General features: G+C 44.2%; 16 protein-coding genes. All 16 read left to right on the top strand.

From position 1 onward, the window contains the following. The first annotated feature begins 25 nt into the window (after positions 1-25). The 16 genes from NST34_RS21845 to NST34_RS21770 all read left to right on the top strand — a co-directional run bounded on the left by NST34_RS21845 (position 26) and on the right by NST34_RS21770 (position 19,818). The gene (locus NST34_RS21845) at positions 26-979 is read left to right on the top strand and encodes an ABC transporter permease (protein ID WP_339242616.1); all 954 of its coding nucleotides are present in this window, start codon (positions 26-28) and stop codon (positions 977-979) included. Positions 980-995: 16 nt separating this feature from the next. Continuing rightward, positions 996-1,919 carry an oligopeptide ABC transporter permease gene (gene opp4C / locus NST34_RS21840; RefSeq protein WP_339242614.1) on the top strand — a complete coding sequence of 308 codons (924 nt, stop codon included), beginning with the start codon at positions 996-998 and terminating at the stop codon, positions 1,917-1,919. 11 nt (positions 1,920-1,930) lie between these two features. After that, positions 1,931-2,914 carry an ABC transporter ATP-binding protein gene (locus NST34_RS21835; RefSeq protein WP_042190016.1) on the top strand — a complete coding sequence of 328 codons (984 nt, stop codon included), beginning with the start codon at positions 1,931-1,933 and terminating at the stop codon, positions 2,912-2,914. Continuing rightward, positions 2,907-3,872, top strand: a complete 966-nt coding sequence (locus tag NST34_RS21830) for an ABC transporter ATP-binding protein (protein WP_341128769.1) — start codon at positions 2,907-2,909, stop codon at positions 3,870-3,872. Before NST34_RS21835 ends, NST34_RS21830 begins: the two co-directional genes overlap by 8 nt. Positions 3,873-4,082: 210 nt before the next feature. Further along, positions 4,083-4,691 carry a 50S ribosomal protein L25 gene (locus tag NST34_RS21825; RefSeq protein WP_341128768.1) on the top strand — a complete coding sequence of 203 codons (609 nt, stop codon included), beginning with the start codon at positions 4,083-4,085 and terminating at the stop codon, positions 4,689-4,691. Between the two features lie 323 nt (positions 4,692-5,014). Beyond that, positions 5,015-6,862 carry a fibronectin type III domain-containing protein gene (locus NST34_RS21820; protein WP_341128767.1) on the top strand — a complete coding sequence of 616 codons (1,848 nt, stop codon included), beginning with the start codon at positions 5,015-5,017 and terminating at the stop codon, positions 6,860-6,862. Positions 6,863-7,194: 332 nt separating this feature from the next. After that, positions 7,195-7,839 (top strand): YhbD family protein, encoded by a 645-nt coding sequence (locus NST34_RS21815; protein WP_339242601.1) that lies wholly within the window; start codon positions 7,195-7,197, stop codon positions 7,837-7,839. 11 nt (positions 7,840-7,850) lie between these two features. Continuing rightward, the gene (locus NST34_RS21810) at positions 7,851-8,534 is read left to right on the top strand and encodes a hypothetical protein (protein WP_341124567.1); all 684 of its coding nucleotides are present in this window, start codon (positions 7,851-7,853) and stop codon (positions 8,532-8,534) included. After that, a complete protein-coding gene (locus tag NST34_RS21805; RefSeq protein WP_076284617.1) occupies positions 8,531-9,187 on the top strand; it encodes a hypothetical protein in 657 nt (218 codons plus the stop codon). Before NST34_RS21810 ends, NST34_RS21805 begins: the two co-directional genes overlap by 4 nt. Before the next feature lie 46 nt (positions 9,188-9,233). Continuing rightward, entirely contained in the window at positions 9,234-10,772 is a 1,539-nt protein-coding gene (locus NST34_RS21800) for an MDR family MFS transporter (RefSeq protein WP_341128766.1), read from the top strand. Between the two features lie 292 nt (positions 10,773-11,064). Next, positions 11,065-12,024, top strand: a complete 960-nt coding sequence (locus tag NST34_RS21795) for an ABC transporter permease (RefSeq protein ID WP_042190003.1) — start codon at positions 11,065-11,067, stop codon at positions 12,022-12,024. A 17-nt stretch (positions 12,025-12,041) separates the two neighbouring features. Beyond that, positions 12,042-12,938 (top strand): carbohydrate ABC transporter permease, encoded by an 897-nt coding sequence (locus NST34_RS21790; RefSeq protein WP_042190000.1) that lies wholly within the window; start codon positions 12,042-12,044, stop codon positions 12,936-12,938. Between the two features lie 92 nt (positions 12,939-13,030). Next, complete coding sequence (locus NST34_RS21785) at positions 13,031-14,866, top strand: ABC transporter substrate-binding protein (RefSeq protein ID WP_042189997.1); 1,836 nt, start codon at positions 13,031-13,033, stop codon at positions 14,864-14,866. A gap of 143 nt (positions 14,867-15,009) precedes the next feature. Continuing rightward, positions 15,010-16,755, top strand: coding sequence for a sensor histidine kinase (locus NST34_RS21780; protein WP_341128765.1), 1,746 nt, complete (start codon positions 15,010-15,012; stop codon positions 16,753-16,755). Beyond that, positions 16,748-18,151, top strand: coding sequence for a response regulator transcription factor (locus tag NST34_RS21775; RefSeq protein ID WP_341128764.1), 1,404 nt, complete (start codon positions 16,748-16,750; stop codon positions 18,149-18,151). The genes NST34_RS21780 and NST34_RS21775 overlap by 8 nt, the downstream gene beginning before the upstream one ends. Further along, positions 18,148-19,818, top strand: a complete 1,671-nt coding sequence (locus tag NST34_RS21770) for an extracellular solute-binding protein (RefSeq protein ID WP_341128763.1) — start codon at positions 18,148-18,150, stop codon at positions 19,816-19,818. The genes NST34_RS21775 and NST34_RS21770 overlap by 4 nt, the downstream gene beginning before the upstream one ends. Positions 19,819-20,147 lie beyond the last annotated feature (329 nt).

The following is a 20,147-nucleotide window of genomic DNA, read 5'->3' as shown; positions in this document are numbered from 1 at the left end:
GGGGACGAATCATAAGGAGTCTGTCATGAGCGCTTATTTATCGAAAAGACTGTTGTACATGGTCATCATCTTATTTGCGGCATCATTATTGATCTTCTGCCTGTATGCTTCAACTCCCGGAGACTTCATAACCGGAAATATCAAATTGACTGCAGAACGTAAAGCTGAGCTGCGTGAGATTTACGGCTTAAACAAGCCGATGCTTGAGCGCTATGGAATCTGGATGAAGAATGCGCTGCATGGCGATTTCGGGTATTCCTTAGCCCAACAAAAGCCTGTGCTGCAGCTTTTTAATGATTATATTTGGAATTCCTTTTTACTGGCTGCCGTTTCCACGTTTCTGACGTGGGTGATTGCAGTTATTATTGGTGTGATTTCAGCTTATAAGCAATATTCCTGGTTCGATACACTCGTGATGATCGCTATATTCGCAGCAATGTCGCTGCCGTCATTTTTTATAGGCTTATTCCTGATCAAAATTCTGGCCGTCGATCTGAAGTGGCTGCCTCCGGGTGGAATAATCACTACGGGCAGTAATGCTACGGGTCTGGCGTATTTTAAGGAGATTGTAACGCATATGACCCTTCCGGTTGTTGTTATGACCCTCCTTGGATTGGGCTCACTCACCCGTTATTTCCGCAGTAATATGATCGATGTCTTAAAACAGGATTATATCCGCACCGCCCGTGCTAAAGGCTTAAAAGAACGAAAGGTGCTATTTACACACGCCTTACGTAATGCCTTGCTGCCCGCAATTACACTGGTTGGTTTCGAGCTTCCAGCACTATTTGGCGGATCACTTATTATTGAAAAAATATTCAATTGGCCTGGGATTGGCCAACTGTATATGCAGTCCTTCGGACTTAGGGATTATCCTTTGCTGATGGGCTTTACGATGTTTATTGCCATACTTACCGTCATAGGAACGTTGCTTTCGGATGTTTTGTACCGGATTGCCGATCCTAGAGTTCGGCTATAGAGAGGAGGAAGCTGACGTGGCAGTTCAAAGTAATGTAGCGGGTATCTCGAAACCACAGACCACCAAAGGAAAATCCTCTTTATTCCGGCAATCCCTTCGGAGGTTGCTGAAGAACAAGCTGGCGGTATCCGGGTTTGTGGTAGTGATCTTTATGTTTGCGCTTTGTTTTCTTGGTCCTCTGTTCTCTCCCTATACGGATAACAAAATTAATATGGCACTGATGAACAAGGCCCCTAATATGAAGCATTGGCTTGGCACTGACGCGCTGGGCAGAGATATTTTGACCCGGGTGATGCAGGCAGGACGCATTTCACTAACCGTAGGACTGGCATCAATGGTTCTTTCGGTGTTTATCGGGGCCCTTTTGGGAGCCATAGCTGGGTATTACCGCGGAATCGCCGATCAAATCATAATGCGGATTGCGGATCTTCTATTGACGGTTCCGAGTTTGCCGCTGCTTTTTATTTTTGGAGCATTATTATCGGAGTGGAAGATTCCAACGGACTACCGGATGTATATCGTTATGCTTATGCTCAGCATTGTGAGCTGGCCAGGTATGGCGCGTATGGTACGGGGGCAAATGCTTAGTCTGCGAGAACGTGAGTTTATGCAAGCAGCTGTAGTATTAGGCCTTCGGGATCGCCGTAAATTATTTAACCATTTGCTGCCGAACATTATCCCGCTGCTGATCGTTATGGCAACGCTCAACATCGGTGGTGCTATTCTGAGTGAATCGGTTCTTAGCTTTTTTGGGCTAGGTGTTATGCCGCCAACGCCAACCTGGGGCAATATGATTGACGCAGCGAATAATATGATCGACTTCAAGGATCGGCCGTGGCTGTGGATTCCGCCTGGGCTATCCATCTTCGCGACAGTAATCGCGATCAATATTTTTGGTGACGGACTCCGGGACGTACTTGATCCTAAACAGAAGAGGTAGGTGACCCTCACATGAGTGATTTAATGAATATAGACGGTCTAAGTACATACTTCTTCACGGAAGAAGGAAAAGTGAAAGCCGTTGATGATGTAAGCTTCCGTGTCCGTGAAGGAGAGACGGTCTGTATCGTCGGAGAATCGGGCTGCGGCAAAAGTGTAACTGCGATGTCCATCATGGGTCTTGTTGAAGAGCCAGGGGGCAAGGTAACCCATGGCAAAATTGATTTTCAGGGTGAAGATTTGTTGCAAATGGACAAAAACACACTGCGAGCCATCCGTGGCAACGAGATCGCGATGATCTTCCAGGAGCCCATGTCCTCTCTTAATCCTGTAATCAAGATCGGTGAACAAATTATGGAGCCGTTGATCGTGCATTTGAAGATGAATAAGAAGCAGGCGCGTATCCGGGCGATTGAACTAATAAAACAGGTTGGCATATCACGACCTGAGCAAATTGCTGATAGTTATCCACATGAATTAAGTGGAGGGATGCTGCAGCGGATAATGATCGCTATTGCTATCGCCTGCAGTCCAAAGCTATTGATTGCAGATGAACCGACAACGGCGCTGGATGTAACGATTCAAGCACAAATTCTGGATATGCTTCGTGAAATTAAAGACAACTCCGGCATGTCTATTCTATTAATCACCCATGATCTGGGTGTAGTCGCAGAGATGGCCGATTACGTGATTGTTATGTACTCCGGAAAGATTGTGGAGGAGGGGGAGGTTGTTGAATTGTTCAACAATCCCAAACACCCTTATACGAAAGGGCTGCTCAAATCGAAGCCAGTTATCAATCAGCGGCAGGATGAGCTGTATTCCATACCAGGCCAAGTACCAAATCCGCTTGAGCTGGTACCTTCTTGCTATTTTCATGACCGCTGTGAGCATTGCATGCCTGTATGTGTCAGCCAGCAGCCCCAGCTTAAAGAAGTGGCCAGCAGACAAAAGGTAGCTTGCTGGTTGTATGAGGAGGCGGTTGTTCATGCCTGAGGCATTGCTTGAGGTCAATCATCTGAAGAAATATTTCCCTGTTACCAAGGGATTGCTTAACCGCACGGTTGGGCATGTAAAAGCCGTTGATGATATTAGCATCACGCTTCAGCCAGGGGAGACGTTTGGGCTTGTAGGAGAATCCGGGAGCGGGAAGAGTACAGTCGGACGGACGATTTTACGGCTAACGGATAAAACGGCAGGCGAGATCAAATTCAAAGGGATAGACATTCATTCTTTGTCTCCCACTGAATTACGAAATATCAGACCCCAAATGCAGCTAATCTTTCAAGACCCGTATAGCTCACTTAACCCTCGGGTCCGCATAGGGGATGCTATCGGAGAAGCTTTACTGGATCATAGCTTATGCTCAAAATCAGAGGTTCGTGATCGGGTGCTTGAGGCGCTTGAGGCATGTGGTTTATCCTCTTATCATATTGATCGCTTTCCGCATGAATTCTCAGGAGGACAGCGACAACGGATCGGAATCGCGCGTGCGCTTGTGCTGAATCCTGAGCTAATCATTGCAGACGAGCCAGTCTCGGCCTTGGATGTGTCCATCCAAGCACAGATTATTAATTTATTTAGTAAGCTGCAGCAGAACCGTGGGCTCACCTATTTGTTTATCTCCCATGATTTGAGTGTGGTTGAGCATTTATGTTCAAGAATCGGTGTTATGTATCTGGGATCTATGATGGAGACGGCTTCTAGAGATGAATTATTTAAGAATCCGCTTCACCCGTATACCAAGGCATTGCTATCAGCTGTTCCAATACCTATTCCCAAGCTGAAAAGGGAAAGAATTGTCCTTAAGGGGGATATTCCAAGTCCGGTGAACCCTCCTTCTGGCTGTAAATTCCATACCCGGTGTCCCTATGCTCAAGAGGTTTGCAGATCTGAAATCCCGGAATTCCGGGATGCTGGCAATAACCACTTTGTAGCTTGTCATTTGGTCTGATAGCTGTCAAAGATATAATGACGATTCGCTCCTAAGTCTTGAATAATTAAAGTTGAATTGTATAATAATACAATTTGACCTTATTTTTGCCTGAGCACAAAAAGTCTTAAAGGGTTTCGAAGCCAGGTTAATGGGGTAATAGAGAGTGGTTAGGTTAGACGTACATATCTAATCGGTCTAGTATAAAATCCCTACTTAGGAGGAATCATCGTGAATACAACAGTACGTTTGACAGAAAGATCCGGCTCGACTTCTTCACAGCGCAGAAAAGGCTTTGTACCGGTAGTCGTGTACGGTGCAGGTTCAGATAGCCAGTCCTTTACAGCGGATGCTAAGACAATTACCGGGATTTTGGCTAATAACCCTCGGGCAGTATTAACCTTGGAATTACCAGACTCGGGTAAAAAGAACGTTGTCATCCAAGAAATCCAGCGCCAGCCAGTATCCAAACAACTGCTGCATATTGATTTTCAACAAATTGATATGAAGGCTAAATTGGATACAAAAGTGGCATTCCACTTTACAGGTGATCCAGTAGGTGTGAAGAGTGGCGGCGTGCAGCAAATTGAATTGCATGAGCTGGATATTCGCACACTTCCAGATAAATTAACGGCATCCTTTGAGGTGGATATCAGTGGACTAGATATTGGTGATCAATTGCTGGTGTCTGATCTTCCGAAGCATGAAGGCTGGGAAGTATTGACGCCTGAGGACACTTTGATTGTCCGAATTGCGCCTCCAGCTGCTCAAGAAACAACCGATGAAGATGCTGCTGAACCAGCTGCAGTCGAAGCTTCTGGTGAAGATAAAGCTGAATAGAATAGTGAATAAATCATAAAGAGCAGATAGATTCCTACCATAGGAGCTTTCTGCTCTTTTTGTTTTGTCTTCGTAAACACGAATTAATAAAATAAGTGCGGTCTTTCGTATAGTTTCTTAAATGGGATTTATGGTTGTTTCGCCTCATTTAGTTAAAATTTTACAGAAAATCGTTGACGAATAGGCCACGAAGGCTGAAAATGAGGACAATTACCATGGTAAAGAATTCAAAAGTTCCTGTTGTCGCTGTTTGAAAACGCTTTAGTATTATGCTTCAAAGATCTCTCATTACCCAGTTCATCATGATTATGAGGAGGAAAGTTATGAAGATGAGGAAGCTGTTTTCGATCTTAATGACAAGTCTGTTGGTGCTTGGGGTAGCTCTACCTTTTGGTGGAAAAGCGAGTGCAGATGCCACAAGTGATGCTTCAAATCGTGCTTTAGTCTGGCTGAAGGCCCAGCAGGATGCAACGGTGGGATATGCTTTTGAAGGCTTGGTAGATAGCTTTGAGGATTTCTGGGGACCTAACAACCCCAAACAGATTGTATATACGTATGATCAAGCTGTTGCAGCTATTGCCTTTATTGTAAAAGGTGAACGGACACGGGCAGAGCAAGTGTTGAACAAAATGCGAGACATTCAGGACCCTTCGGGCTTCTGGCTGAATTCTTATTGGTATAACAATGGCTTCGGAGAAGAAATTCGTAAACATGTGGGGCCGGTTGTATGGATGGCAATGGCAGCTATGGCTTATGAAAAGCAATATAATGACACGCGATATCGTCCGATGGCGCTCAAAGCGCTCGATTGGAGCTTACAGTATAAAAAAGCAAATGGCAGTATCGCAGGAGGATGGAGTGCTTGGAGTAACTCCGATGAGCCTTGGAGCTCAACCGAGCACAATATCGATATTTACCGGGTGCTACAGTATTATGCTTCGGTGGATTCCTCAAAGGCTGCCACATACAATAGCGCAGCTACTGGAGTCAAAACCTTCCTGGATAATTATGTGTGGGATGACAGTGTCAAACGCTTCAAGGGAGGCTGGAAAAACGATACGAATCTGATTGATCCTAAAATTCCTTTAGATGTGAATCCATGGGGAGTACTGGCTTTAGGAGTAACTGGAACGCATAACTATGGAGCAAGCTTAGCCTATGTTGAAAATGCCTCCGGCACCCCGGGGACCCTTGCAAATCCGCGTTACAAGCAGACGCTTACTTACAATGATGCTGGGAATACGCTGACCGGCTATGATTTTGACTGGACGGATGAAGTTTTACCCGCATATGACGATAACGGGAATCAAATCGGTAACACGGGTGCTGATGTATGGTTTGAAGGAAGCGCATTTATGTCGCTCGCCTACTTTATGCAAGGCAATGTATCCAAAGCGGATGCCATTAACACTGAAATTATTAAAAAACAAGGCACAAGCGGCGCTTCGCTTGGGGGAATCCCGTACTCACTGAAAGGGACCAGCAACAGCTATTGGGTGATGGCGCAGCAAAACTGCGTGTCCAGCACGGGTTGGTTAATTCTATCCCTGCATCGATTTAACCCATTCACCGGGCAATACTTGACGGGTGGTGGTAATACTGGAGACACGACAGCACCTACTGCACCTGCTAATCTGACAGTAACCAGCAAGACGGATACAACAGTTAACCTGAGCTGGTCTGCTTCAACTGATAATGTTGGTGTAACGGGATATCTCGTTTATCGCGGAACACAGCAGGTAGCCTCTGTGGCAGATACTACAGCTACTGTTACTGGACTAACTCCAAGCACAGCCTATACGTTTACAGTAAAAGCTACGGATGCAGCGGGTAATCTATCATCCGCTAGTAATGCCGCAACAGTTACTACAAATCCCACTGGAGGCAGCGGAGGCGGTGATCATGTGACGGCTGACTTTACAGCAGGGGTAACGAGACTTTCTTCAACAGAAGCGAGCATTTATATTACACCTGTGACCAGTGCTCTTTATGTAGATGTGCATTATAAGGTTAACGGGGGGCCACAGCTTAATTACCGGATGATCAATAGCTCAGGTACATGGAAACAGACTGTGAGTGGGTTAAGTGCTGGCAGCAGTATTGAGTACTGGTTCACTTATGAGAAATCCGGCCCACAATATGATTCAGCTCATTATACTTTTGTTCAGTAGTGAGATTATGAAAGACTTGAACAATAAAATTCGTAGATAGAGCAAGTAAAATAAAGAAGGCTGTCCCAGATGCCATAGTATTGGCTTGGGAGGGCTTTCTTTTCTTTGTTTTAAATGAAGAGTGAAGCAACAGCCTAGCTTAAATCAAAGAATACAGTGCGGGTAAAAGAGCGAAGATCCTCCTCTAGACGGAGGTACGCTCTTTTTTTATGCCGTAAAATCTTGAAGGGAAACTTTAATGCAATGATTTGTTTCAGTAGGAGATTTAAGGGGGAGTGTTTTATTTACAACGTAACAGTGTTATGTTACGATGTTTTCGAGGAGTGATCGAAATGGAAGATGATTTGATTTCGAAGAAGCAACTACTGGATTTAACCGGTATTTCATATGGGCAATTGTATCGCTGGAAAAGGAAGCAGTTAATCCCCGAGGAATGGTTTATTCGCAAATCTACCTTTACTGGACAAGAGACTTTTTTTCCTAAAGAGATGATCTTGTCGCGAATTCACAACATTGTGAATATGAAAGATGGGCTTTCTTTGGATGAAATGGCTGATAAGCTATCGGATAAGGCATCCTTTGAGAAGGTGAGTGTAACTGCTAAGGAAATTATAGAACGTAACATTGTTTCGACAACAACACTGAGGAAATTTGGAGAAAGTCTCGGTGATGAAAGTAAATATACTTTTGAGGAGCTCGTTCATTTATTCGCTGTAGACCGCCTGCTTAGTGCTGGGGAAATGAGTATGGAGGAGGCGGAGCTTCTGTTTCGCACTTTGCAGGAGAAAGTTTCAAGGCTCGAGAGTGGAAGCTGGGAGTTGTTTTTTGTCCGGAAAATGGGGGTTTCATCCTTCATTCTGGCACAAGCGCCTGCGGAGTTATGGTTTGATGAAGGGGTTAGATTAGTCAGTAAAATGACATATGCAGATTTGATCGAACAATTGAAAGGTAAGCTTGCCTACAAGCTTGTTGAATAGGAGGAAGAGTAATGGACAAAAATCAGCTGCCTGATTTGATAATAAACGGGGTTAGTGGTGGGGCCGGAGGTACTTACAACAACGTAAACATGGATGGTGTAGGTAAAGTAGTCGGACCGATTGTGGCGCGAATGTTTAAAGGAAATGGGCATATGAATTTGAATGATGATCTCGCAGCAGAAGAAGCAGAATGCAACGGGGTCATCAAAGTGATGGGTAATATGCGTTTTGGCACCCTAAAGGTGGATGGGGTTCTTAATGTAGGTAAGAGTTTTCGAGGTGAAAGCTGTACCCTTAACGGAATGGTGAGTGTCAAAGGGGATTGTGAACTTGAGGATTTTGTAGGTGAAGGTAGCTTTAGTGTTGGTGGTTTACTAAGTGCCGGTCATGTGGATTTCAAACTGCAGAGTCAAGGGAAGGCTAATGAAATTGGTGTGGAAAGCCTCGTGATACGGCAAGTGAATAATGGGTTTTGGAGTAAGATGTTTAGCGGAATCATCCCTAAACTTCGACCTGAGCTATGTGCACGAACGATCGAGGGAGATTTTATAGATGTAGAATATACAACTGCGGATATCATCAGAGGAAATATTGTCATTATTGGCCCAGGCTGTACACTCGGACGGGTAGAGTATCGCGAACAAATTACAGTGCATCCAGAGGCTAAGGTTGGAAAGGTGGAGAAGGCCCTGTGAATGATAATCTGAAAATAATTGGAACAACATCTTCAGCCGGTGGTTCTTTCAAAGATGTTAAGATCACTGGAGAATGCAAATTCGCTGGAGATGTGAATTGCGAGAAGATGAATCTGACTGGAAATGCCAATATAGCTGGAAATCTGCATATGAAGCAAATGAAAATCACTGGCGAAATTGCACTCGAGGGTAATCTTGAAGGGGATTCCTTACGTGGACAGGGTGAAATAAAAGCAGCCTCCGTAAAAATCGATGAGCTTCATCTCTACGGAAATTTGGATGTGAAGGGTGATTGTGAAGGGGAAAAATTGCAAATTTCTGGTGCCTTAAGCGTAGCTGGATTACTTAGTGCTGAGCATTTGGAGATTAAATTGTTTGGTCCAAGTAGTGCGAAGGAGGTTGGGGGCAGTATCTTAACCATTAAGAAGAGTAAAACGGGGAGACTGCTGCATATGATGAAGCCAACTTCGAAAATACTGTTTGAAGCGGGGCTAATCGAAGGCGATGCTATTGATCTGGTCAATACAAAGGCTAATATGGTAAGGGGAGAACGTGTAATCATTGGTCCGGATTGTGAAATTGAAACGGTGGAATTCCGCGATACACTAGAAGTTCATAAGCACGCAACAGTGAAGCATCAAGTGAAGATATAAAGAGAATTGTATAATCATTTTTTTGAGAAAAAGAGGAGTGGAACATATGAGTGCTGCCAAATCGCCCAATCTGGGTATTGTAATCGCAGGTCTACTATTAGGAATTCTTATGGCCTCCATGGACAGCACCATCGTTGCAACTGCAATGGGTAATATTGTTGGGGAGCTTGGCGGAATGGACAAATTTGTCTGGGTGACATCAGCCTATCTCGTAGCCGAGATGGCGGGTATGCCCATTTTCGGCAAGCTGTCTGATATGTATGGTCGTAAGAAGTTTTTTATTTTTGGAATTATCGTATTCATGGCGGGTTCGGCTCTCTGTGGAACGGCTGATACAATAACTCAGTTAGCTGCGTACCGGGCTATTCAGGGCATTGGTGGTGGGGCGCTGGTGCCAATCGCTTTTGCCATCATGTTCGATGCTGTTCCGCTGGAGACGCGGGGCAAGCTCGGCGGGGCATTCGGAGCAGTATTTGGATTGTCGAGTATATTTGGTCCATTACTGGGTGCGTATATTACCGATCATATTGCTTGGCAGTGGATATTTTATATTAACTTACCCCTTGGACTGTTGGCTTTTGCGATGGTCGTATTCTTTTATAAAGAATCGCATGAGCATTCTAAACAGCCCATTGACTGGTTGGGCGCGGGTACGCTGCTTGGTTCAGTCATTTGCTTAATGTTTGCGCTGGAGCTAGGCGGGAAAGAGTATGCTTGGAATTCTTCCATGATTCTTGGTTTATTTGCAGCCTTTGCCATCCTTGCAGCAGTGTTTCTTGTTGTAGAGACTAGAGCGAAAGAACCGATTATTTCCTTTGCTTTGTTTAAAAAAAGATTATACGCGGTGAGCATTATCTGTGCACTATTTAGCGGTGCAGCCTTTATTGTGGCTTCTGTGTATATTCCGATCTTTATTCAAGGGGTATTGGGCGGATCAGCTACAAATTCAGGACTTGTATTGCTACCAATGATGGTTGGCTCAGTGGTTACAGCTACGATGGGCGGATTTCTGATGTCAAAAACCAGTTACCGCAGCCTGCTGATTCCAACATTCGCACTTTTGGTGATCGGTACTGGACTTGTAGCGACACTCACGCCGGATGCTTCACGACTGCTTGTTACTTTATATATGATTTTAATTGGGCTAGGGATTGGTGCTTCATTCTCAGTGCTAAGTACGGCATCTATTCATGGATTGACGGCACAGCAACGCGGCTCTGCCAGCGCAACACTGAATTTCATTCGTTCATTGGGCATGACCATAGGCATTACTACCTTCGGTATCATTCAAAGTCACTATTTCTCAGGCAGTCTTACCAAGCTACTATCGGATAATGGTGGAGGAGCGGTTCCGGCGGGAGCTATGGATTTTAAAGATCCGCATGCTTTGCTCTCACCTGAGACTAGGGCGCTCATTCCACCTGAAATTCTGAGTAAGATTACAGCTGGGTTATCTTCTTCCATAGTAAACACCTTTGCTTGGGCGGTGACTCCTGCAGCTTTAGCGTTATTGGCTTCGTTCTATATGGGACGTCAGAAGATGGATGCCTCTGCGGAGGGGGATGTTCAAGCGTCTGGGCATTAACATGTAGTCTAGATAATATTCGTTTGGTTATGTTTCAGTGAAAATAGACATATAAAAAAACGACCACCACTTCGGGTACTTCCTAAGTGGTGGTCGTTTTTTTGTCTAAAGTCATATATGCCCTCCATCTCTAGTCCCACAAACAGGTAGAAAATGGTCGATTGTACTGCGAATTTGGTTCACAAGTATCTGACGGTTTCCCTGATAAGACGTTCTGCTCTCTATCTCGCCAGAAGCTAAGATTCTGATACTCTGAAAACGTAATCAAAATCTGGGTATAGGAGATTCCGATATGGGGGTACCTGCTGGCGAACTGCTTCCCAGCGTCGATCCGGTTCATCGATCCCGCTGGAAGATGAAGAACAAACATAAGTTGTTCTTCATGGCTTTTCCATTTCTTGTTGTCACCTTTATTTTCTATTATCTGCCGATCAGCGGATGGATTTATGCCTTTTATGATTTCATTCCCGGAATACCGTTGTCAGACACGCCTTACGTTGGTTTGAAATGGTTCAAGACGATTGTATCTAATCCGACACAGACTGCAGAGGTTCTGCGGGTGCTGAAGAACACGCTTGCCATGAGTTCACTCGGATTAATTACATCCATCTTTCCAGTGATCTTTGCCATTATGTTGACTGAGATTAAGTCAGGCTGGTATCGCAAGTTGGTGCAGACACTAACCACGATTCCAAACTTTATCAGCTGGATTCTGGTATATGCATTGGCATTCTCGTTGTTCTCTGTAGATAACGGTGTCATCACTCACATTTTAGTGCAGCTTGGAGTGGTAGATGAAGGGTATAACTTCTTAGCCTCCAGCTCAAATATTTGGGTCACGATGATCGTTTGGTACTGGTGGAAATCGTTAGGCTGGGGTGCTATTCTCTATCTTGCTGCAATCGCAGGCATTGATCAGGAATTGTACGAAGCTGTTGAGGTGGATGGTGCAAGTCGGTTCCGCAAAATTTGGCATATCACCATTCCAGGTCTGATTCCAACCTTTTTTGTACTTCTGCTGCTCTCCATAGGTAATCTAGTCAATAACGGGATGGAGCAGTACTTTGCCTTTCAAAATGCGATGAATAAGGATTCTATTGAGGTGCTGGATCTTTATGTATACAACATCGCCTTCGCGAACAACTTTCCTTTTGCCACGGCCGTCAGCATGTTGAAATCGGTTGTCAGTGTAATTCTACTATTCGCAGCGAACACGTTGTCTAAGATGGTGCGTGACGAATCTATCATTTAAGTCAGGGGTGATCCCACTTGAGAAAGAAAAAACTAACGGCTGGAGAACTTATCTTCCAGATTATGATCTATACACTCTTTGGATTGTTCACCCTGTCATGCATTTACCCATTCTATTATTTGTTCATCAATACGATCAGCTCGAATGATCTTAGCGCAGCGGGGGATATCAAATTTTATCCAAGACAGATCCATTTTGATAACTATAGTAAGGTGCTAAGAATCAGTGGTCTAGGACATGCGGCAACAGTCTCCGTGTACAGAACGGTTGTCGGGACGTTGCTTACTGTGGGGTCTTCAGCTTTTTTAGGATATTTGTTCACCAAAAAGGAAATGTGGGGCCGGAGTATTTGGTACCGGAGTGTCGTGGTTACGATGTATTTTAGCGCAGGTCTGATCCCTTGGTATATTACAATGCACAATTTGCATCTGACCAATAATTATCTGGCTTATATTTTGCCTACGATTATTACGCCATTCAACATCATTTTGGTCAAAACCTTCGTTGAGGCCATTCCACCATCCCTTGAGGAGTCAGCGTCTATGGATGGTGCTGGTTACATGCGGGTGTTCTGGAGCATTATTGTACCGCTTACTACGCCAATTTTGGCTACGATTACGATTTTTTCCGCAGTGAATCAGTGGAACTCATTTATTGATACGGCGTTTCTGATGACAGATACGAAGTACTTTACGCTCCAATTCTTGTTATGGCGTTATTTGAACGAGTCCAGCTCGCTCGCAGCTTTAATTCGTAATTCACCAGATATGGCCGCTAGTGTAGCGAATATGCAGACTCCAACCTCTGTACGGATGACCGTAACGATGATCGTCGTATTGCCGATTCTAATCGTTTACCCATTCTTCCAGCGCTTTTTCGTCAAAGGGATTATGATCGGTGCGGTTAAGGGCTAATAAGCTACCGAATCGGTAACGAAATGGGGTTTTCCTCTGCTAGGCGCAGAGTTGAACTATAAGTGAAGAGTTGAAAGGGAGGGTATAAAGCAATGAGACTAAGAAGAGCATCGCTTGTCATGCTATCCGTAATCCTGGTCTTTGTTCTGGCAGCATGTGGCGGGGGGAATAATACGGCTAACTCGGGTAAAAACACGAGCACAGAGAAACCTACGTCCGCTGCAACGAATGCGCCGGCGGAAGAAACAGCAGCACCGGATGACGGAGCACTTGATCATTCCAAGCCGCTGAAGCTGACCGTATTCTCTACAACGGCTAACTATGCGGGTCCACAAACCGGATGGTTTGCCAAAATCATCAAAGATAAGTTCAATATTGAGATGGATATTGTAGCTTCAAACCTTACAGGTGGAGATACCAAAATCTCTGCAATGATGGCATCGGGTGATCTTGGAGATATCATTATTTTCGGTGATGATAAGAACCATTATCCAAATGCGATCAAAGGAAAGCTTCTTTTAGACTGGACACAAGACGGACTTCTGGATAAATACGGAAAAGACATTGGGAGTACGTTCCCAAAAGCGATTGAGAAAGCAAAGGTTGCTTTTGGTGGTGGATCATCCGTTTTTGGCATCGGAAACAGCGTAGCTTCTAATCCATCTGGACCTTCTGAAGGGAGAGATATGACTTGGGGGCCAGACCTGCGATGGGATCTTTATCAACAAATCGGAGCACCTGAAATTTCAAAGATTGAAGATTATTTGCCCGTGCTGAAAAAAATGCAAGAGCTTGAGCCCAAAAATGAGCAAGGAAAGAAAACCTATGCTTTCTCGATGTGGTCTGACTGGGACGGCAACTATAAAATGACACTGGCGAAACAGTTCGCCAACATGATGGGCTATGACGAAATTCCTGATACCGCTGTATATGTTAAAGCAGACGAAGAGAAATATTATGACTTCTTATCCGAAGACAGCTGGTATATGAAGTCGCTCAAACTGTATTTTGAAGCTAACCAAATGGGTCTGGTGGATCCAGATTCTATGACACAAAAATTCGACGATGTTGTAGCGAAATACAAGGATGGTCGTCTGTTGTTCTCTTGGTTCCCGTGGCTAGGGGCAGCAAACTACAATACACCGGAAAGAACAGCAGAAGGTAAAGGTTTTGCATTAGTTCCGTTCAAGGATGAGCTGATGTATTCCACTGGCTTCAATGTATACGGTGGTAACGGTATTATAGCAATCGGTGCAAAAGCTAAAGAACCTGCTAGAATTATGGAATTTATTAACTGGATGTATACTCCGGAAGGTGCAATGATCTCTGCAGGAAGCGGAACAGCGGTGCCTAACGGACCTAAAGGTCTAACCTGGGATATGGATGCAAGCGGTAAACCTGTCGTGACTGACTTTGGTTGGAAGGCTTATGCCGATCAACAGAATACACAAGTGCCTGCAGAATATGGTGGTGGTGACTACTATTACGGCTCTAATCAAATGAACTTCTCTTTTGTAGTTCCGGCGATGGTGAATCCAGACAACAAAGAGCCATACGATCACAATCTATGGACGACAACCCTAGAGCGTAATCCGTCTAAGCTTGATAGTGACTGGAGAGCGAAGATGGGCGTTCTGACGCCTAAGGAGTATTTTGAGAAAAATAATCTATTGGCCGTAGCACCACAAGGCTTCACTGGAAAAGAACCATTGATGATGGACAAAACACTGGAGCAAAAGAACAAACAAATTGGTACGGTCATTCAACAAATTTCTTGGAAAATGGTTTTTGCTAAAGATCAAGCGGAATATGACAAATTGAATAAAGAAATGCATGATAAGGTGAATGGTCTCGGCTATGCCGAAGTTATGGATTTCTCGATTAAAAAGGCAGAGGAATTGTTCGAGGCTCGTAAAAGCGTGAAATAAGGTGTGATTAGAAAAATACAAATAGGGCGGGGCGGCGTGGAGGCTGTTCTGCCCTATTCTATTCAATTAAGGATAAATGTGGTATTCTCACATTGATATATATATATAGAACGCTTACAGGAAGAAGGAAGAGGATCATTCGGATGGTAAGAGTACTTAAGCGTAATCATACCCCAGTTGTCAAATCCTTACGGAATACCTTATTCATCTATCTAGTTATCGGAACACTTCTTCCGCTTCTCTTAGTAGGATTCGTAACCTACACCTCTATTTACTCTATTCTTTCAGGGAAAATTGGCAATGGTATAAGTGCAAGCTTGAAACAGGAAGCCTCTAGCTTGGAGAATGCCATCGACAATATGGATTTTGCCTCTAAACAGTTTGCGCTGGATGGTCAGATTGTGGAAGAAATGTCCTCATTTATTCAGGAAAAGCAAATTTATCGCAAATCGCAAATGATGAACTCCATCAACCAGAAGATCAACCTCGTTAATTTCACGAATCCCTACATTGGACTTACAGCCTACATTATGCCAAGCAGTGATGATCCGGTTCTGTTCACGAATATGAGTGCGCGCAGAAATTTCGATATCAGTACGTTACCTTCTTTTATGCGATATAACGGAGCTGATTATTATGGACCTCATTCTACGATGTATGCCGTCGGCGATAATCTCGTGTTCTCAGAGCAGCGCATTGTACGCGTACCAGGTGAGCATAAGCTATATATTTATTTAGAGACGAATTATAGCCTGCTTCGCAAAATATTTAATCAGGAATCTTACGGGATGAAGGTTAACCACCTGCTTGTGAATCAACAGGGCTCTAGCACTTATGTCATTGATGGTAAATTGCCTCAAGGAATTATCAAAGCTGCTGGAAGCAACTCTAATCTATCACATGAAACACTTACCGGATATCATCTGTTTCGATACGCTAGCCCACAGGGATGGAAGCTTATTGCAGTAGTTAAAAAGTCCGAATTCAACAGTGAAATTTATTCTTGGTTCTATAAAATGATCCTGCTCGCGTTCTCGACACTACTCTTTGCTGGAGTTCTGGCTTTGATGATCTGGAAAAAGATTTATGGTCCTTTGCGCAAGGTTAACCTTGAAATTAATCGAATGGCGGAAAATGTTACCTCTCCGGTTGCCTACACGAATGTGGAAGAGTTTGATTTTGTGCTCAGTAACTTCCAGCAGATGAAGAAACAGGTGAATGAGCTGATTGTTGCGGTAGCCCATAATGAGAAGCAGAAAAGCCAATTCGAGATTGAAAAGCTACTTAGCCAGATTAACCCTCATTTTTTGCATAATACATTGAACACGGTGCAGTGGATGGCAAGGCTTAACGGTCAGAAGGAGATCGACAAGCTGGTTACCCTTCTTGTTAAGGTGCTGCATTATAATCTGGGCAAGCAAAGCATCATTGTTACCCTTGGAGAGGAAATTGAAGCGATCCGAAATTATATGGAACTGCAGCGCATCCGTTATGACTATGAATTCGAATTTAACGTGGAGGCTGATGAGGATGTATTGTCTGTGGCTGTACCCAGATTCTTACTTCAACCTCTTGTTGAGAACTCGATTTATCATGGACTAAGCGATAATGGCAGGGTGGACGTCTTGATTACAGAGCATGGTGAAGGAGAAGTTCAGCTGTGTGTAAGAGACAATGGGGCTGGAATGGATGCGGATACGTTAGATCAACTGCTGTCAGAGAATGGCGCCAAGAAACGGGGGCTCGGAATCGGATTCTCGTACGTGAACCGGATGCTCAGAACCTACTATGGAGAACAAATGAAGCTAGAGATGTACAGCAAGCTAGGGGAAGGTACGGTTGTATCTATCGTGATTCCGAGGAAAGGTAAGGAGGACTTCGATGATTAAGGCTGTAGTGGTTGATGACGAGAGACTTGTGCGGAAAGGCTTCATATCTCTAATTGATTGGTCATCCTTAGGGGTTGTGATTGTCGGCGAGGCGGGAGATGGCAAATCGGCCTTGGAGCTACTTCAACAACAGGATGTGGATCTGTTATTTGTAGATTTGACCATGCCCGGCATTTCTGGGTTCGAGCTAATTAAACTAGTAAGGCAGCGTTTCGCAGGTATTCGCTGTGTTGTGCTTACTTGCCATCATGAGTTTGACTATGTGCAGGAGGCCATGCGTTTAGGAGCCGTTGATTATATTGTCAAAACTCTATTGGAGATGGAAAATGCGGACGAGACTATACGTCGCCTGGTCGATCGCATCAAATGGGAGGACAATACAAGGGATGCACTGGTTCATGGTGAAGGTAAAAGGATAGCTGCAGACAAGGCACTGCTCTATTTACCATTAAGCAGCCACTGTAATGAAGAAGAGTTATTTCACCTATCCTTCGTGAAGAATAATCCGCTGATTACCTTTCATGAGATGTGGATGTCGCCCTTGCTTCACCGGTTCTCGGAAGAAGAGGGGAAGCGTGAGCTTAAGAACCAGCTTTCTGGGAGATGGCAGACCGCGCTCATCAGTGGGTTAAGAGATCAGTCACTACAGGAATTGGAGGAGCAGCTAACCACGAAGCTTCGGCATATGCTATTTTATCATTCTAGTGCTGAAGAACTGACCTGTCTGAATTATGAGGAACTAAAGAAGGAAATAGCGGTTCCCCATTTAAAACCGGATGAAGCTGATCTATTCGTGCAAGCTCAAAATCTCAAGTGGACGATTGATGGAAACGAATGGGAGAATTTTGTAACGAACATACTCATGCAGAAGCCAAGGCAGGATAGATTTCTAACGTTCGCCCATTCCCTTTTGCAAAGCTGGAGTTCTTTACTTTTGAAGTCAGAGGATGCTGTTCAACTGGAACGGGATATTTCGTTTAATTTGAACTGGTGTCATTGGAAGACCTGGCTACGCCGATTTTCTGATCATGTGGGAAGGAGAATGCTCGAGCTAGGATTGACTAAAGAGGTGATGTCTTGCCTTATTCGCGCAGTTCGTTACATGCAGAGCCATGCAGGTGACAAAATCAATCAGAGCGACGTAGCGGCGGAAATTAATATGAGCCGTGGTTATTTCAGTCAATGTTTCGCTCGTTTTGCCGGGGAGACATTCGGTGAATGTTTACGGGGAATGCGGCTTGAGTTGGCTAAATCATTATTGCGGGAGACTTCATTACCCGTCTGTGAGATTGCTTCAAGGTCTGGCTTTGAAGATGACCGTTACTTCAGTAGACTGTTCAAAGAACGTATTGGTCAACTCCCGAGTGAATATCGTGCGGAGGGGAAGGACCAATGATGAGATTGTGTAGATCTATCCTCTTACTTGTAATGATGATCGGACTTACATCATGCCGTGACCAGAACAAAACAGTAGATTCTACTCGAAGTCCTCAGGGTGAGGTCGAAGATGCTTCTATAGCGTATAGCAAATACGAAGATCCGATCGTGATTCGTGTAGGATTTAAGGTTCCCGATTCCAGGCTAAATACAGGTGACAGCAACGACAACAATCCTATCACCCGTTATTTGGAGAGCATTACGAATATCAAGGTAGTTCACTCTTGGGAAGCGAAGGGTGAAGATGCTTTTAATCAAAAAGCACAGCTTGCGATCGATAGCAATGATTTGCCGGATGCGATGGTTGTTGATCGAGATCAATTGAAGAAACTCATTGATAATGACATGATAGAGGATCTTACAGAGACCTACAATGTATATGGCTCTGATTTAATTAAGGATATGTACAATTCTACTCAGGGTGAGGCATTATCCGATGCTTCTCGATACGGCAAATTATACGGATTGCCTAATGTAGCCATTGATGCGGATTCGCCTGTTCTGCTCTGGGTGCGTCAGGATTGGCTGGATAAACTGGAGCTGCAGGCACCGCAAACCTTCGAAGATATTGAGAACATAGCGAAGGCTTTTATTGAGAAGGACCCCGATGGCAATGGCAAAAGAGATACGGTCGGACTTAGCGGCTACAAGAATATCATCTATGGGACAAAGCCATTAGTAAATGGTCTGGATGCTGTGTTTAGTGCATTGCATGCTTTTCCCACCAATTGGATCAAGGATAACGCTGGGAATATTGTATATGGATCCATTACACCTGAGACCAAACAAGCGCTTGCCAAACTGGCTGATTGGTATAAAAGAGGGCTCTTGGACCCTAATTTTGCACTTTATAAAGAAACGCAAGAGCCTATTATTACAGGGAAATCAGGCATGTTCTTTGGCCCGTGGTGGATGCCATATTATCCTTTGTCAGAGGCGGTTGCTCTCGATACGAAGGCAGAATGGAGAGCGTATGCTGCTCCACTTGATGAGTCTGGTAAGTTTGTTGCTCATTTGGCTCCGGTAACAGACCGTTACCTTGTTGTGCGTAAAGGTTTCGAGCATCCAGAGGCGATTATGAAGCAGTTGAACGTGTTTACAAGACTTGAGAGAAGACAAGACCCTAATTCGGAGGAAGTTAAGAAGCTGGATGATTTCTCTGCGCAAACAGGAATTCAGCTGCGTGCTTATTATCCGTTTGACCTTTTAATTGATTATTCGGATGCGATAGAGAAACATTATGCAGATATCCAGCAAGCTTTGCATGGCAAAATAGACCCGGATACATTAAATCCAGATACCCGTCTCATTTATGATCAATGGGTGGAGGACACTGAACAACCAAAGAAAGATCTGGAAGGCTGGAAAGCAGCGAATGCATATAAATATGGAGTTGCCGTCTTAACCTCAACTGCAATTGAGGGAGTGCGGGGAGTATTTTACGGAAACACCCAACTAATGAAGAGTAAGTGGACGGAGCTTCAAAATCTGGAGAGCGAGACATTTTTGAATATCATTGTGGGCGATTCACCGCTTAGTGACTTTGATGTTTTTGTAGCGAAATGGAAGAGCCTCGGCGGGGAGGCGATTACGAAAGAAGTTGCTGAAACTGTAAAGGTGAAGTGAGCACGGGATGATATAGATTTTTTCGCTAAAAGTAGCGGAGTGAATGGACTGATTGTGGAAAAGTGGAGTGTCCTCACCAAGGAAACGGGAGCACTGATCGATAATTAGGGAATTTCTCCCTGTAATTCTGAGATTTCTGCTCATCTGACTAATAATTAGGGAAATTCTCCCTATAATTTCGCTGATTTGTTGGCAAATACCGATATTACTCTGATTTTTAGGGAGGATTTCCCTCTTTCTATTCATTTAAAACATTTACCAGCTATTTTCAGGGAGCTTTTCCCTAATAATTCTCAAAAAAAAGAAGCTGTCCTTTAAGTAGCCTTTAC

Origin of the sequence: Paenibacillus sp. FSL H7-0714 (assembly GCF_038003765.1) — a bacterium.
Classification (GTDB): domain Bacteria; phylum Bacillota; class Bacilli; order Paenibacillales; family Paenibacillaceae; genus Paenibacillus_AQ.
This window is presented reverse-complemented; position numbering and strand designations above follow the sequence as displayed.